This window comes from Roseburia sp. 831b (assembly GCF_001940165.2).
GTDB lineage: Bacteria > Bacillota > Clostridia > Lachnospirales > Lachnospiraceae > Roseburia.
Genome location: NZ_CP135162.1, coordinates 3,026,555 through 3,043,193, shown reverse-complemented (window position 1 = coordinate 3,043,193; position 16,639 = coordinate 3,026,555). Strand labels below are relative to the sequence as shown.

13 protein-coding genes and 1 other annotated feature are annotated in these 16,639 nt (G+C 40.8%); of the genes, 1 reads left to right on the top strand and 12 read right to left on the bottom strand.

Translation table 11 applies throughout. The features are described 5' to 3' along the window. Positions 1–239: 239 nt before the first annotated feature. The 10 genes from rpoC to rpmG form a co-directional block, all read right to left on the bottom strand. On the bottom strand, positions 240–3,893 hold the full coding sequence (rpoC, locus tag BIV16_RS14100; protein WP_075680062.1) for a DNA-directed RNA polymerase subunit beta': 3,654 nt from the start codon (positions 3,891–3,893) through the stop codon (positions 240–242). Positions 3,894–3,919: 26 nt separating this feature from the next. Next, a complete protein-coding gene (gene rpoB, locus BIV16_RS14095; RefSeq protein WP_075680063.1) occupies positions 3,920–7,783 on the bottom strand; it encodes a DNA-directed RNA polymerase subunit beta in 3,864 nt (1,287 codons plus the stop codon). 404 nt (positions 7,784–8,187) lie between these two features. Beyond that, positions 8,188–8,508 carry a hypothetical protein gene (locus BIV16_RS14090; protein WP_143524727.1) on the bottom strand — a complete coding sequence of 107 codons (321 nt, stop codon included), beginning with the start codon at positions 8,506–8,508 and terminating at the stop codon, positions 8,188–8,190. A gap of 393 nt (positions 8,509–8,901) precedes the next feature. Next, positions 8,902–9,273, bottom strand: coding sequence for a 50S ribosomal protein L7/L12 (gene rplL, locus BIV16_RS14085; protein ID WP_075680065.1), 372 nt, complete (start codon positions 9,271–9,273; stop codon positions 8,902–8,904). Between the two features lie 82 nt (positions 9,274–9,355). Next, a complete protein-coding gene (gene rplJ / locus BIV16_RS14080; protein WP_075680066.1) occupies positions 9,356–9,928 on the bottom strand; it encodes a 50S ribosomal protein L10 in 573 nt (190 codons plus the stop codon). Positions 9,929–9,999: 71 nt separating this feature from the next. Continuing rightward, positions 10,000–10,143: a sequence feature (ribosomal protein L10 leader region), on the bottom strand. Between the two features lie 64 nt (positions 10,144–10,207). Beyond that, positions 10,208–10,903: a 50S ribosomal protein L1 gene (rplA, locus tag BIV16_RS14075; protein ID WP_075680067.1), complete on the bottom strand. Its 696-nt coding sequence runs from the start codon at positions 10,901–10,903 to the stop codon at positions 10,208–10,210. An 89-nt stretch (positions 10,904–10,992) separates the two neighbouring features. Next, positions 10,993–11,418, bottom strand: a complete 426-nt coding sequence (gene rplK, locus BIV16_RS14070) for a 50S ribosomal protein L11 (RefSeq protein ID WP_075680068.1) — start codon at positions 11,416–11,418, stop codon at positions 10,993–10,995. A gap of 79 nt (positions 11,419–11,497) precedes the next feature. After that, a complete protein-coding gene (nusG, locus tag BIV16_RS14065; protein ID WP_075680069.1) occupies positions 11,498–12,016 on the bottom strand; it encodes a transcription termination/antitermination protein NusG in 519 nt (172 codons plus the stop codon). Between the two features lie 25 nt (positions 12,017–12,041). Further along, the gene (gene secE / locus BIV16_RS14060) at positions 12,042–12,251 is read right to left on the bottom strand and encodes a preprotein translocase subunit SecE (RefSeq protein WP_075680070.1); all 210 of its coding nucleotides are present in this window, start codon (positions 12,249–12,251) and stop codon (positions 12,042–12,044) included. A gap of 21 nt (positions 12,252–12,272) precedes the next feature. Continuing rightward, complete coding sequence (gene rpmG, locus BIV16_RS14055; RefSeq protein ID WP_075680071.1) at positions 12,273–12,422, bottom strand: 50S ribosomal protein L33; 150 nt, start codon at positions 12,420–12,422, stop codon at positions 12,273–12,275. Positions 12,423–12,812: 390 nt separating this feature from the next. On the opposite strand from rpmG, the gene fliD reads away from it, so the two are divergent. Next, the gene (fliD, locus tag BIV16_RS14050; protein WP_075680072.1) at positions 12,813–14,111 is read left to right on the top strand and encodes a flagellar filament capping protein FliD; all 1,299 of its coding nucleotides are present in this window, start codon (positions 12,813–12,815) and stop codon (positions 14,109–14,111) included. A 28-nt stretch (positions 14,112–14,139) separates the two neighbouring features. On the opposite strand, the gene BIV16_RS14045 is transcribed toward fliD, so the two are convergent. Both BIV16_RS14045 and BIV16_RS14040 read right to left on the bottom strand, forming a co-directional pair. Beyond that, a complete protein-coding gene (locus BIV16_RS14045) occupies positions 14,140–15,318 on the bottom strand; it encodes a CgeB family protein (protein ID WP_075680073.1) in 1,179 nt (392 codons plus the stop codon). A gap of 14 nt (positions 15,319–15,332) precedes the next feature. After that, positions 15,333–16,613, bottom strand: a complete 1,281-nt coding sequence (locus BIV16_RS14040) for a glycosyltransferase family protein (RefSeq protein WP_075680273.1) — start codon at positions 16,611–16,613, stop codon at positions 15,333–15,335. Positions 16,614–16,639 lie beyond the last annotated feature (26 nt).

The window sequence follows — 16,639 nt, the reverse complement described above, 5'->3', positions numbered from 1 at the left end:
TTCTCCTTTGCTTTGTTTTCTATCCTTGAAATCAAATGTTTTCCTTAAAGTTAATTTTATGTTGCAATAACTCTTATCAATTTTATCGGATGTTTTGACAAAAAGCTGAACTAATTTCCTAAATTTTCTCGAATTTTTTATGTTTTTTTCCTGATACAAAATCTTTTTGTTGAAGCATCATTTTTCTATAACACAAAGAAAAAGAGGCTGCGCACCCAAATGCGGCAGCCTCTTACCTTTTATTCTTCTACGGTTTCTGTAGCTTTTTCTTCATTTTCCACGGAGTCCATATCAAAGTTGTCGAAATCATCGAACATGATGTCATCATTCTGACTTACGTCAGAGTCTAACTTGATGTTACGATATCTCTTCATACCAGTACCTGCCGGAATTAATTTACCGATGATTACGTTTTCTTTCATACCAATCAATGGGTCAATCTTTCCTTTAATTGCAGCTTCTGTCAGAACTTTTGTTGTTTCCTGGAAGGATGCTGCTGATAAGAAGGAGTTCGTAGCAAGAGATGCCTTGGTAATACCAAGTAATACCTGGGAACCTTCTGCAGGAGTCTTGCCTTCTTTTACAAGCAATTCGTTTGTATCTTCAAAATCTAATGTATCTACCATTGTTCCTGGAAGCATATCAGAATCTCCGTTTTCTTCTACACGAATCTTCTGTAACATCTGGTGAACAATAACCTCGATATGTTTATCATTGATTTCTACACCCTGGAGACGATATACTCGCTGAACTTCACGAAGCATATAATCCTGAACGGCACGAACACCTTTGATTTTCAGGATATCGTGTGGGTTTACAGAACCTTCTGTCAGCTCATCACCGGCTTCAAGTACTGCTCCGTCCATAATCTTAATTCTGGAACCATAAGGGATAAGGTAAGCCTTTGTCTCTCCTGTTTCCTGGTTGGTAACGATGATTTCACGTTTCTTCTTTGTGTCTTTGATGGTAGCTACGCCGCCAAATTCTGTGATAATGGCAAGACCCTTAGGTTTTCTTGCCTCAAAGATTTCCTCGACACGAGGAAGACCCTGTGTGATATCGTTTCCGGCAACACCACCGGTATGGAACGTACGCATGGTAAGCTGTGTACCTGGTTCACCGATAGACTGTGCTGCGATGATACCGATTGCTTCACCAACCTGTACTGCCTGGCCTGTTGCCATGTTAGCACCGTAACATTTTGCACAAACACCCATGTGGGAACGGCAGGAAAGTACGGTACGAATCTTAACTTTTGTTAATGGTTCTCCATTCTCATCCACACCTTTGCTCATAACAAGTGCTGCACGTTTTGGTGTAATCATATGGTTTGCTTTTACAAGAACATTTCCGTCTTTGTCGCAGATGGTATTGCAGGAGAAACGACCTGTAATACGTTCCTGTAAGCTTTCGATTTCTTCTTTTCCATCCATGAATGCTTTTACCCACATTCCTGGAATCTCTCTGTCTTTTCCTTCGCAACAATCGGACTCACGAACGATCATATGCTGGGAAACGTCAACAAGACGTCTTGTCAGGTAACCGGAATCGGCTGTACGAAGCGCTGTATCGGAAAGTCCTTTACGAGCACCGTGCGCAGACATGAAGTATTCCAGTACGTCAAGACCTTCACGGAAGTTTGACTTGATAGGCAGCTCGATGGTACGACCTGTTGTATCAGCCATCAAACCACGCATACCTGCTAACTGTTTGATCTGTTTATCAGAACCACGGGCTCCAGAGTCCGCCATCATGAAGATGTTGTTGTATTTATCAAGTCCGGATAACAGAGCATGCGTCAGCTCATCATCGGTCTCTTTCCATGTTTCAACAACTTCTTTGTAACGTTCTTCCTCTGTGATAAGACCACGTTTGTACTGTCTTGTAATTCTGTCTACAGTATCCTGAGCCTGAGCAATCATTTCTGGTTTCTGTGGTGGTACTGTCATATCGGAAATGGATACGGTCATTGCTGCTCTTGTGGAGAATTTGTAACCCATTGCCTTTACATCATCGAGTACTTCTGCAGTCTTTGTAGCACCATGAATGTTGATTACTTTTTCAAGAATCTGTTTAATCTGCTTTTTGGCAACCAGGAAGTCGATTTCAAGTTTCATCTCGTTTTCCGGAATGCTTCTATCTACAAATCCTAAATCCTGTGGAATGATTTCATTGAAAATGAAACGTCCTAATGTGGATTCGATAATCTCGGATTTTTCTGTTCCGTCCGCTAATTTCTTAGTCATACGGACTTTAATCTTAGAGTGAAGGGTGATAACACCATTTTCGTAAGCAAGGATTGCTTCGTTTACACTCTTGAAGAATTTGCCTTCTCCCTTAACACCTGGTCTTTCCTGTGTCAGGTAGTAGATACCAAGTACCATATCCTGTGAAGGAACGGCCACAGGGCCACCATCGGATGGTTTTAACAGGTTGTTTGGAGATAATAACATAAATCTACACTCAGCCTGAGCTTCTACTGACAATGGAAGATGTACAGCCATCTGGTCACCGTCGAAATCGGCGTTGAACGCGGTACATACCAATGGGTGAAGTTTGATTGCTTTACCTTCTACTAAGATTGGCTCGAATGCCTGGATACCTAATCTATGAAGTGTAGGAGCACGGTTTAACATAACCGGATGTTCTTTGATTACTTCTTCGAGAACGTCCCAAACCTCTGTCTGAAGTCTTTCTACCATTTTCTTAGCAGATTTGATGTTGTGCGCTGTTCCGTTGGCAACTAACTCTTTCATTACAAAAGGTTTGAACAATTCGATTGCCATCTCTTTTGGAAGACCACACTGATAAATCTTTAACTTAGGTTCTACACAGATAACGGAACGACCTGAGTAGTCAACTCGTTTACCAAGCAAGTTCTGTCTGAAACGACCTCCCTTACCTTTTAACATATCAGATAAAGATTTCAATGCTCTGTTACCAGGACCGGTTACCGGACGTCCGCGACGGCCATTATCGATCAAGGCATCAACCGCTTCCTGTAACATACGTTTCTCGTTACGAACGATGATGTCAGGAGCACCTAACTCTAACAGTCTTCTCAGACGGTTATTTCTGTTGATAATTCTTCTGTATAAATCATTCAAATCGGATGTTGCAAAACGTCCACCATCCAACTGAACCATAGGACGTAAGTCTGGCGGGATAACCGGAATTACAGTCATAATCATCCACTCTGGTTTGTTGCCGGATTCACGGAATGCTTCTACAACTTCCAGTCTCTTGATGATTCTTGCACGTTTCTGACCTGTTGCATCTGTCAATTCAGCTTTTAATTCTGCGGAATCTTTTTCAAGATCAATTGCATGCAATAATTCCTGAATTGCTTCTGCTCCCATTCCTACACGGAATGCATTGCCGTACTGTTCTCTTGCTTCCTGGTATTCTGCTTCAGACAATACCTGTTTGTACTGTAAAGCTGTATCACCAGCATCTAATACGATGTAAGATGCAAAATAAAGTACTTTCTCCAAGGTTCTTGGAGATAAGTCAAGGATTAATCCCATACGGGATGGGATACCCTTGAAATACCAGATATGAGACACAGGAGCTGCAAGCTCAATGTGTCCCATACGTTCTCTACGAACGCTGGCTTTTGTAATCTCAACGCCACAACGGTCACAAACAACACCTTTGTAACGAATTTTCTTATATTTACCACAATGACACTCCCAGTCCTTGCTTGGTCCGAAAATCTTTTCGCAGAACAAACCATCTTTTTCAGGCTTCAAAGTTCTGTAATTAATGGTTTCCGGTTTCTTAACTTCGCCTCTGGACCATTCTCTGATCTTTTCCGGTGAAGCAAGGCCAATCTGAATCGCATCGAATGATACAGACTGGTTCGTCGTTTCTTTATTCATTGTCTCTGGCATGAATGACACTCCCTTTCTACAGTAGTTTACTCATCAAATCCATCTTCTGACATGTCATCTGCGAAGTCAAAACCTTCTTCAATGTCATCTGTCTCTTCTTCTTCGGAATCTACAAGTTCTCCGCTTTCAGAGTTGAATTCTTTCTTGGAGAATCCCATCTTGGAGAAGGACTCACTATCTTCGAATGCGAAATCTTTGTCTCCGGAGATGATTGAATTCAAGTCTGTATTGCCGTATTCGCTTGTTTCCATTAATTCTACTTCATTTCTGTTCTCGTCTAAGACTTTGACATCAAGACCTAAGGACTGAAGTTCTTTTAATAATACTTTAAAGGATTCTGGAATTCCTGGTTCTGGAATATTATCACCCTTAATAATTGCTTCGTATGTCTTAACACGTCCGACAACATCATCAGATTTCACAGTTAAGATTTCCTGTAATGTGTAGGATGCACCATAAGCTTCCAGTGCCCATACCTCCATCTCACCGAAACGCTGTCCACCGAACTGCGCTTTACCACCTAATGGCTGCTGTGTTACTAAGGAGTAAGGGCCTGTAGAACGTGCATGAATCTTATCATCTACCAGATGATGCAGCTTCAGGTAATGCATGTGTCCGATTGTTACCGGTGAATCGAATGGTTCTCCAGTACGTCCATCACGTAACTGAACTTTTCCATCACGGGAAATTGGAACACCTTTCCATAAAGCTCTGTGAGCTCTGTTGTCATATAAGTACTTCATAACATCTTCGTTTAAGGTGTCTTTGTATTTTGCTTCAAAGTCTTCCCATTCGAAGTTTACATAATCATTTGCTAATTCCAGTGTATCCTGGATATCAATTTCCTTTGCACCATCGAATACAGGTGTCTCGATGTTAAATCCTAATGCTTTTGCAGCAAGACTTAAGTGAATCTCCAAGACCTGACCGATGTTCATTCGGGATGGTACACCCAATGGGTTAAGTACGATATCAAGAGGACGGCCGTTTGGAAGGAATGGCATATCTTCAACAGGTAATACACGGGAAACGACACCCTTGTTACCATGACGTCCAGCCATCTTGTCACCGACAGAGATTTTTCTCTTCTGTGCAATGTAAATACGAACTGCCTGGTTTACACCTGGTGATAATTCATCACCGTTTTCTCTTGTAAATACTTTTGCATCTACAACGATACCATATTCACCATGAGGTACTTTTAAGGAAGTATCACGTACTTCTCTTGCTTTTTCACCAAAGATTGCACGAAGAAGTCTCTCTTCTGCTGTCAGCTCTGTCTCTCCCTTTGGAGTTACTTTACCAACCAGGATATCGCCGGCACGAACTTCTGCACCGATACGGATAATACCTCTTTCATCCAAATCTTTTAACGCATCATCACCGACACCAGGAACGTCTCTTGTGATTTCTTCCGGTCCTAATTTAGTATCACGTGCTTCTGCTTCATATTCTTCAATATGGATAGATGTGTATACATCATCCTGAACTAATCTTTCACTTAAAAGAACAGCATCCTCGTAGTTGTAACCTTCCCATGTCATGAAACCGATCAATGGGTTCTTACCAAGTGCTAATTCACCCTGTGATGTAGATGGACCATCTGCGATTACCTCGCCAGCTTCTACATGGTCACCTTTGAACACGATTGGTCTCTGGTTGTAGCAGTTTGACTGGTTACTTCTGGAGAATTTTGTTAATTTGTATACTTCTCTTGTTCCATCATCGTTTTTGATTGTAATCTTATTGGATTCGGAACTTTCTACAATACCTGGTTTCTTTGCAACAACGCAAACACCAGAGTCAACAGCTGCCTTTGGTTCCATACCTGTTCCAACAACAGGAGCTTCTGTTGTAAGAAGTGGAACTGCCTGACGCTGCATGTTAGATCCCATCAGCGCACGGTTCGCATCATCGTTCTGCAAGAACGGAATCAATGCAGTAGCGACTGAGAATACCATCTTAGGAGATACGTCCATGTAATCGAACATGGTCTTTTCGTATTCCTGTGTCTCATCTAAGTAACGACCAGATACAGAATTTCTTACGAAATGTCCTTCTTCGTCCAGTGCCTCATTCGCCTGTGCTACGTGATAATTATCCTCTTCATCCGCGGTCATGTATACAACTTCGTCTGTGACACGAGGATTCTTTGGATCTGATTTATCAATTTTACGGTATGGTGCTTCAATGAAACCATACTCGTTAATTCTTGCGTAACATGCAAGAGAGTTGATAAGACCGATGTTAGGTCCTTCAGGAGTCTCGATAGGACACATTCTACCGTAGTGGGAATAGTGTACGTCTCGAACCTCGAATCCTGCACGGTCTCTGGACAAACCACCAGGTCCTAATGCGGATAAACGTCTCTTATGTGTCAACTCACCAAGTGGGTTGTTCTGATCCATAAACTGGGACAGCTGGGAAGAACCGAAGAATTCTTTTACTGCAGCTGTTACCGGTTTGATATTGATTAAGCTCTGTGGAGAAATGCTGTCCATATCTAAGGTAGTCATTCTCTCACGAACTACTCTCTCTAATCTGGAAAGACCGATCCTGTACTGGTTCTGTAATAATTCACCAACCGCACGAATACGTCTGTTACCCAAATGATCGATATCGTCATCATGACCGATACCATATTCCAGATGCATATTGTAGTTGATAGATGCAAAAATATCATCTTTTGTGATGTGTTTTGGAATCAAATCACTGATATTTTTCTTGATTGCTTCTTTCAATTCTTCTACATCTGCATGCTCTTCCATCAACTGAGCAAGAATTGGGTAATATACTAATTCTGTGACACCAAGCTCTTTTGGATCACAGTCTACATAATGTCTTAAATCTACCATCATGGAGGAAAGGACTTTAACATTTCTTGTCTCTGTCTGAATCCATACATATGGTACTGCCGCATTCTGGATATCATCTGCTAATTCTCTGGTCACTTCCGTTCCAGCTTCAGCAATGATTTCCCCTGTTGTCACATCAACAACATCTTCTGCAAGAACATGTCCGTTGATACGGTTGCGGAGTGCTAATTTCTTGTTGAACTTATAACGTCCAACTTTTGCGAGGTCATATCTTCTTGGGTCGAAGAACATTGCAGAAATCAAACTCTCTGCGCTTTCTACAGTAAGAGGTTCACCTGGACGAATCTTTTTGTATAACTCTAAAAGACCTTCCTCGTAGTTTGTTGCAACATCTTTGCCAAAACTTGCTACGATTTTAGGTTCCTCACCGAACAAATCAATAATTTCCTGGTTTGTTCCAATACCAAGTGCACGAATCAATACTGTGATTGGCACTTTTCTGGTTCTATCAACACGAACATAGAAAACGTCATTGGAGTCTGTTTCGTACTCTAACCAAGCACCACGGTTTGGAATTACAGTACAGGAATACAATGTCTTACCTACTTTATCATGTGCGATTCCGTAGTAGATACCTGGAGATCGTACCAACTGGCTTACGATTACTCGTTCTGCACCGTTGATTACGAAAGTACCAGTCTCTGTCATCAAAGGAAGATCACCCATGAAAATCTCGTGTTCACTGATTTCATCAGTTTCCTTATTGTAAAGTCTTACTTTGACCTTTAAAGGTGCTGCATAAGTTGCATCTCGTTCCTTACACTCTGGGATTGTGTATTTTACATCATCCTCGCATAATGTAAAATCTACTAATTCCAGGCTAAGATGTCCGCTGTAATCAGCGATTGGAGAGATATCAGCAAATACTTCTTTCAGACCTTCGTCCAAAAACCACTGATAGGAATCCTTCTGAACTTCTATCAGGTTTGGCATTTCCAATACCTCTTTTTGTCTCGAGTAACTCATACGCATGCTTTTTCCAGCTTTCACTGGACGTATTCTGTTTTTCTCCATTGACGTTTCACCTCTCGTTTTTATTTTAAATTACCAAATATAGCAAATATCATCTGTGCATATATTAAAAAACCCACTGCACCACAATAGTGCAACGTATATTATACGACAAGCTTTTGTTATACGTCAAGTACTATTTTTAATTTTGTTACTTTTTTCTTTGAGGTGTTTCTTCTTTTTCTTCTATATAAAATATAGGAATTTTTATTATCTCTAGAAAATGTTTCCGAAATCGCCAAGAAAGAACCCTGCTTGCGGAGCATTTTTTATGTAATAAGAACGAAATTTCCTATTACATAAAAATACCTGTCCGGGAAATCCTCTCAGATATCCGGACAGGTATTTGATAAATTTAATCCATTATAGTGTGTTGTTCTGATTTCACCGCTTCCAAAAGCTTCATGCTATTGAAATTCCTCCCAGCCATCTTTCAACAGCAAATATGTAATGGACGGGCAAAGAATCAGTCCTACGATTGCACTTGCAATATTGGTGCCAGAAATCAAATTCACCACAAATGAAATCACCGCACACGCACACATCAGGTAGAATCCCACTTTCTTCTTTCCAAAAAGCAGTAGGCAAACTCCTACAACCAATATTATTTCTGCGATAACGTTTACCCATAATAACGGAGCAAACAACGCTGCTGTCGCTACCACAAATGCGCTAATGATGTTTACGATAAACAAAAACCATAGCCAAACCTTTAAACCTGTTTTCATACTAAAACCATCCCTTTCCGTAACCCGAAAAATTTTCGGTACATTAACACCTACGCAGGCACAAAGCTGCGTGTGAAAAATCTGTTTTCTCACACGAAAGTCTTCTAAATTTTATAATCAAAGATTATTATTGCATATTCGAGGCACTTTGTCACTAGGGAGTTACATGAACACACGGCTGGCACAAAATAAAAAGGGAACCTTGTATGGAAATAAATTTCCTGCCGACGAACCCCACCACTTCACGCAAGCTACAAGCAGAGTTTAGTTCATGAAGCAGAGCTTCATGAACACACGGCTGGCGCCGAATGAAAACAAAAAGGGAACCCGACACGGAAATAAATTTCCTGCTGGGTTCCCTTTTTATTTTCACTCTGCTTGTAGCTTACGTGATTATTTTAAAGTAACTTTAGCACCTTCTGCTTCAAGTTTAGCTTTGATATCATCAGCTGTTGCTTTGTCAGCAGCTTCTTTGATTACCTTAGGAGCTCCGTCTACAACGTCTTTAGCTTCTTTTAATCCTAAACCAGTTGCTTCACGAACTACTTTGATAACTTTAACTTTGTTTGGTCCAACTTCTGTTAACTCTACGTCGAACTCTGTTTTTTCTTCAGCTGCTGCTGCGTCTCCGCCTGCTGCTACTACAACGCCTGCTGCTGCAGATACGCCGAACTCTTCTTCACAAGCTTTTACTAAATCGTTTAATTCTAATACGCTTAACTCTTTGATAGCATCGATAAATTCTGCTGTTGTTAATTTTGCCATTTTAATATCCTCCATTAAAATTTAAATATTCACCGGACTTTGCCGGTCTGATTTTTACATTTCTTCCTATTAATATATAGGATTATTCTTCTGTTGCAGGAGCTTCCTCAGCTGGAGCTTCTTCAACGGCTGCTGCTTCTTCTGCTGGAGCAGCTACTTCTGCGTCTGCTGCGCCACCTTTTTCTGCGATCTGGTTAAGAACACGAGCAAGGTTGGTAACAGGTGACTGCATACTTCCAAGTAATCTGGAGAGAAGTTCTTCTCTTGATGGAATAGATGCGATTGCATTGATTCCCTGTGCATCGTATAATGTACCTTCTACAACACCTGCTTTTAACTCTAATGCTGGAGCGTTTTTCGCAAATTTTGCTAATACTCTGGCTGGAGCTGTTGCATCTGTAGTAGAAATTGCAAATGCGCTTGGTCCTTCAAGAACGTCAGCAAGTCCTGCAAATTCTGTACCTTCGATTGCACGGTTAACTAATGTGTTCTTATATACTTTATAAGTAACACCAGCTTCTCTTAACTGTTTACGTAACTGAGTATCTTCTGCTACAGTAAGTCCACGGTAGTCAACTACTACAACTGACTGAGCATCTTTGATGTTTTCAGAAATTTCCTGTACGATAGGCTGTTTAAGTTCTACTTTTGCCACGAATCGTGCACCTCCTTATATTATTTTTGTTGCATAAAAGACATTTAGAGGTTCACAAACCGATGTAAACCGATTCATATAAAAAACCTCTCTATCCGCAGACAGAGAGGTCATCATTCACTCTTATGATGATAAATCATCGAAAGATTCCCTCGGTAGGTCTAATCGTTACGCCCTGCGGCACCTACTGTCTTCGGCAATATGCAAAGATTTGAGCATTTCTGCCACAAACCTTTGCAATTATATCATTTTCTATTCTGGATGTCAACAAACAAATTACTACTGAGTAATTTTTGTTACGTTTAATCTTACTCCAGGTCCCATTGTAGAAGCGATTGTTGCGCTCTTAATGTACTGACCTTTTAAGCTAGCAGGTTTTGCTTTGTTGATAGCACCCATAAGGGTCTGGAAGTTGTCGCTTAACTGTTCTTCTGTGAAAGAAGCTTTTCCAACTGGCACGTGGATAATGTTTGTTTTGTCCAATCTATACTCAATCTTACCAGCTTTGATGTCGTTAACCGCTTTTGTAACATCCATGGTTACTGTTCCAGCTTTTGGGTTAGGCATTAAACCTTTAGGTCCGAGTACACGTCCTAAACGTCCAACAACACCCATCATGTCAGGTGTAGCAACTACTACATCGAAATCTAACCATCCTTCGTTCTGGATCTTTGGAATTAATTCCTCTCCACCAACGAAGTCTGCTCCAGCTGCTGTAGCTTCATCAGCTTTTGCACCTTTTGCAAATACTAAAACTTTTACAGTTTTACCTGTTCCGTGTGGTAATACAACCGCACCACGAATCTGCTGTTCTGCGTGACGACCATCACAACCTGTTCTGATGTGAAGTTCGATTGTCTCATCAAATTTAGCTGTTGCATTTTTCTTAACTAATCCGATAGCTTCTGCAACATCATACTGAGCTGCTTTATCGAAAGATTTTGCAGCTTCAAGATATTTCTTTCCTCTTTTCATTTAAATAAACCTCCTGGTGGTATTATCGGGAGAGGGCCCTCCCACTTGTTTCATTTACATCAATCGTTTTAAAGAATATCTTTTACGCTCTATTCTTCGATTGTAACACCCATACTTCTTGCAGTTCCTGCGATCATGCTCATAGCTGCTTCTAAGGATGCTGCATTTAAGTCAGGCATTTTTAATTCTGCGATTTCCTGTAATTTTGCTTTTGAAAGAACTGCAACTTTATCTTTCTGAGGTACTGCGGAACCAGATTTGATATTGCAAGCCTTTTTGATTAATACAGGAGCAGGTGGTGTCTTTGTAACAAAGCTAAAGCTTCTGTCTGCGTATACTGTAATAACTACAGGGATAATTAAGTCGCCCTGATCGGCTGTCTTTGCGTTAAACTGTTTTGTAAATTCAACGATGTTAACGCCGTGCTGTCCAAGAGCAGGTCCAACTGGAGGAGCAGGTGTTGCCTTACCAGCAGGAATCTGCAATTTGATATATCCTTCTACTTTTTTTGCCATTGGAATTGCCTCCTTAATTCATTTCCGAGCCTTTTGGGGCTCTGCCTAATCTTCTGTCAGGCTGATTACTTTTTTTTGCTTAATTGCAAAGTTTAACATCTGCGAAACTTATTTCTACTGGTGTCTCGCGACCAAATAATTCAACATTGATGGTAACAATCTGCTTGCTGTGGTTCATCGACTGAATTACACCAATGGTATCTTTCCAGACACCGCCGGTAACTACAACTGCATCACCTTCTGCAAAATCTACCTCAACGTCATCAGTCTTGATTCCCAAAGGTAACATTTCAGCATCGGTGAGCGGTACAGGTTTGGATCCCGGACCAACAAACCCAGTCACACCACGCGTATTTCTTACCACATACCATGTATCATCGTTCATGACCATGTTGATAAGCACGTATCCCGGAAACATTTTCTTCGATACCTGTTTTGCTGCGCCATTCTTCATCTCGACAACATCCTGCATTGGTACCCGAACTTCCAGCATCTGGTCTTCCAAGTGTCTGTTTTCAATTGTCTTGTCGATGTTTGCTTTGACTTTGTTCTCATATCCTGAGTAGGTATGAACTACATACCAATGTGCCTCTGCCATAAATCACCTATGCCTCCATTAAAACTTATAAATTTACCAGGAAATCAACGCCATACTGGATTACGGTATCCATTAAAGCGATTAAAAGACCTAATACAACAGAAACAGCGATAACTGCTGTCGTCTGTCTTGCAAGTGATTTCTTTTCCGGCCAAATAATCTTCTGAAATTCAGCCTTGAGACCGCCAAACCAGCTCGTTTTTGGAGCTTTTTCTAATTTTTCGGTTTCTCCCATGTTCTCACTCCTTTGCTCAGCCTATTTGGTTTCCTTGTGTAATGTATGAGTCTTGCAGAATCTACAATACTTTTTGGTCTCCATTCTGTCTGGATGAGCTTTCTTGTCTTTTGTCATGTTGTAATTACGTCTCTGACACTCTGTACATGCCAATGTAATCTTAGTGCGCACAACTTCCACCTCCACTTAATTTCTTTGTGTTTTCTTTTACACCTAAAAAAAGGCATAAAAAAAAGACCTACTTCCATCGCTAGTCTAATATATCACAAACGTTTTTTCACGTCAACTATTATTTTTTGCATTACAAAACTTATTTTAGCATTTCTTATTTTTACAGGCAAGCAATTTTTCAAAAATTCCCATTTTCGGCTAAACTTATTCCAAAAATTGCCGAAATAGATATTGTAGGATTTATTATTTCATATTATAATAGGAAAAACTTATATTAGATAAAACTTTTGTCACAAGGATGTGGCAATTTGGATAGCAGGATTCTTTTTTATGTCTCTTATTGTGATGTTTTTGCATCACATATTTCAAGGAAGAAAGGAGGAGACTCTAATGACTAAGATAGACTCTGTCTATAATTACTATCTAACCACATACGGCAGTTCGAATGTGTCGCGCTATGATGCTCATAAAAAGAGCCAGCTTCGCGATGTCTATAATCGTATGGTCAAACTGAACAAAGAATCTCCTTTGTATAAAATTTCCAATTCGGGAGACGTTCAGAAATTTGCAATCGATATTAAGGAAAATACCCGTAATATTCAAAATATAGTTGCTTCTTTATCCTCCGATTCCGAGGATGGGCTGGCAAATGCCTTCGAGAAAAAAGTTGCAACCACTTCAGACGAATCCGTTGCAACCGCACAATACATTGGGGATAACTCTTCCTCCGACGATATGGATGACTTTGAAATTCAGGTGAGTCAGCTTGCCCTGCCACAGATTAACACCGGAAACTTTTTATCTGAAAAGGCAAGAGACTTTGCGCCGGGTTCGTATTCTTTTGATCTTGTTACCTCAAAAAGCGCTTATGAATTCCAGTTTAACGTCGGAAGAACCGATACCAACCTTGATGTGCAGAAAAAGCTTGCAAAGCTCATTTCAAATTCTGCTATTGGATTAAATGCGGAAGTAATTTCGAATGACGATGGGAAATCTGCTTTGCAAATCCGTTCGAACCAGACCGGTTTGGATGAAAATGAGGATTTTCTTTTCCATATTATGCCTCAAGCTGAGAATTCTTCCATCCAGGCTATGCATTTGCTTGGCATTGACCGTGTCAGCTCTGTGGCACAGAATTCCGTTTTTTCCTTAAATGGAAACGAACGTACTTCCTTTTCCAATACGTTTACGGTAAATGATGCCATCGAAGTTACCCTACATGGCGTATCTTCGGATGGGGAATCTACCACTGTTGGATTTAAGCCGAATACAGAGGCAATTGCAGATAACATAGAGACACTTGCGGATGCTTATAACAACATGCTTTCATTAGGAAAAGAATCGACATCCACCCACGAAAATCATTTGCTGCTCTATGAGATGGGTTCTGTTGCGCTCTCCCAGAAACGTATTTTAGATTCCATTGGACTTGAGGTCGAACACGACGGTTTTATTCACGTGAACCGCGATACATTGACAAATGTAGTTTCTTCCGGGGATGTAACCGATTATCTTTCTACCTTGAACACATTTAAGGACACTTTGAATGAAAGAGCCATGAACGCTTCCTTGGACCCGCTGAAATATGTCGACCGGACTTTGGTTGCGTACAAAAATCCTGGAAAAAACTTTGCAACACCATATATCACTTCCGTTTATTCTGGAATGATGTTAGACGAGTATTGTTAATTTTTATAGAAAGAGGAAGAAGCAGAACTTAATTTCGTTTTGCCTCCTCCTCTTTTACAATTGTCAGAATTTTCGAAAGGCGATCCACATAGGTGTGATGCTCTTTTACTTTTTCATATCCATTTCTTGCAATCTTAGCACGTTCTTCCTCATGTGAAAGGTAATATTTTACTTTGTCCCTCATATCCTCGATGCCATCAAAGCAGACTAAGTCTTTTCCTTCTTCAAAATAGTACGGAATCTCCGCCTGATAATTGGTCAGCAGGAAACCACCTGAACCAAGGATATCCCACACTCTTAGTGGAATTCCACTTTTAATATTGGGAATCGTCATGTTTAGGTTTATTTTAGATGCACGGAATACTTTCGGCATCTGTGACCAGTAATCCACCGACCCGCAATACTGGATATTCAAAAAATCGCTGGTATCACTGTTGCTGTAAACATGCACCTTAAAATATTTCGACAGTTCCAAAAGGGCACGCCGTCTCTCAATCTCCGCTATTTTAAATCCCAATACCGTTGTCTGGAAAATGAGGCCTAAATCCGAAAAAGACCCCTCCGATTTTTCCAGGCGAAAATACTTTTGCAATTCCTCCAGAATCTCTGTGGTGAGCATCGGCTCAATGATATTTGCTCCGCTTAAGTTCATCTGCGCCTCCATGGTTGCATCAAAATAGCCACGCAAATACTCTGGAAGAGAACTTTTTATTTTGTCATAAGAATTGCGTTCATAAAGACTTCCCACAAAAGAAACATCTGCCTGGTACTGATACAAATCATCCGCCTGGTTCATCAGGGAATCCAGACGCTTTGCGTCCACCGAAAGCGGAAGATACCAGATGTGCTTCACCCCCATTTGCTTAAATTCCAGGTAATTGGTCTGGTCAAAGGTAAAAATATAATTACAATCATGAAAAACCGATTCATGATACATGCTAATCAATGGATTATCACAGGTCCAGGACACATATGGAATCTGCTCTCTTTGGCACACATTGGAAATTACCGCAAAATAATTAACCGTAAATACCAAATCATAATCCTGCTCATGGATTTTCTTTGTTAAAATTTTCTCAAATTCCGGTTCGATATCGTAATTGCCCAGCTTTTGCTCGATGTGATCAACGGTATGCCCCATCGCAGCAAATGTCTGTTCAATGTCCATGTAATTGTATGCTTTCCAGCGATAAACTAAAATCCGCATTTTTCACCTCCCGCTTAAAAATAACACTCTGCCAGATATTCTGCCCTGCTTTTCCACGTATGACGTTCCAAAGCAGCATGATATCCACAATCTGCAATCTCTTGCATGTGGGAAACATGGCCAAACAGCTCAAAGACACGCTCTGGCAATGTCGCAAGCTCTGACAGCGAAAACATGACAAGTTCTTTTCCGTCCGTAAACTCTCTTCTCATGTAGGTAGAGTCATCTGTCACCACTGCTGCACCTGCCAGCATTCCATTAAACACCCGGTCGTGTGCACCCGCCTTAAACCATGTCATGGTGTTTAGTACAATCTTTGCATTATTCATTAGGGGAAGAATCTGCGATGCCAATACTTTTCCACCATAAGTTAAATATGGGTTATCACTCCAGTCACATTGGTCCCATCCTGTTCCGTAAGCAGTCACCTGAATGCCGCTCTCCACCAGAATTCGCACGGCTTGCTCTCTGAAAAAAGAAGTCGCATACGAATCCAAGAAACGCATGGTCACAATCAACTCCTGCAATCGTTCCTTCGAAATGTCGTTTCGTTTCTCTGTTATGTATTCCTCAATGGCCTGCTCCGTCGTTTTTTCTGGATGATGTACTAGTTCTTGTAGTACAGTTTGCATCATATCCTCACCATCCACCTCTCGAATGGAAGACAAATCCGGAATCATTTTTCCAACCGTATAAATCGGCAGCGCCCCCGCATAAAGCACATCAATGCCCCGCTCTGCAATCGGTTTGTGTTTACAATGAAGTTCCACACCCGCATGAGGCAAAAAATCAACCTGTCTGATATTTGTGTAAAATCTGCGGATATACTTCACGTGATTTCGGTCTGTACAAAGTACCACGGAAGTATCCGGCGCACTGCGAAGCGGCTTCTCATAATGAAAGGGATGATCCATGAGTATATTGAAATACGGAATTCCGAAAAACTCCCAAAGATTATTTTTCACACTATCCCCCTTTTTTACTTCTCCGTCATTCGAGGAAAATGGAATTTCCAGATTATAGCCAAGGTTATTGAACGTGACCACCGCAAACTTTTCCGAGAAGTCTGTATCTTTTAACCGGTTCCACTCTGCCTGGGTTAGTTCAGTATAACTGCGATTTTGAATCCCTGCTTCCTGCAGCAAAAGTGAAAAAAGCGTCTCTTCACTCTGTTTTTGTTGGGAGGCATGGTACACAAACGCCCCGTATCCCATCTTTTCAAATGCTTCCTGTAATTGTTCTGTAAACAAATCTAACGTATCATAAATATCTTCAAAAAAGATGATCGTTTTCATTTTCTGTCCTCTCATTTAGATAGGCT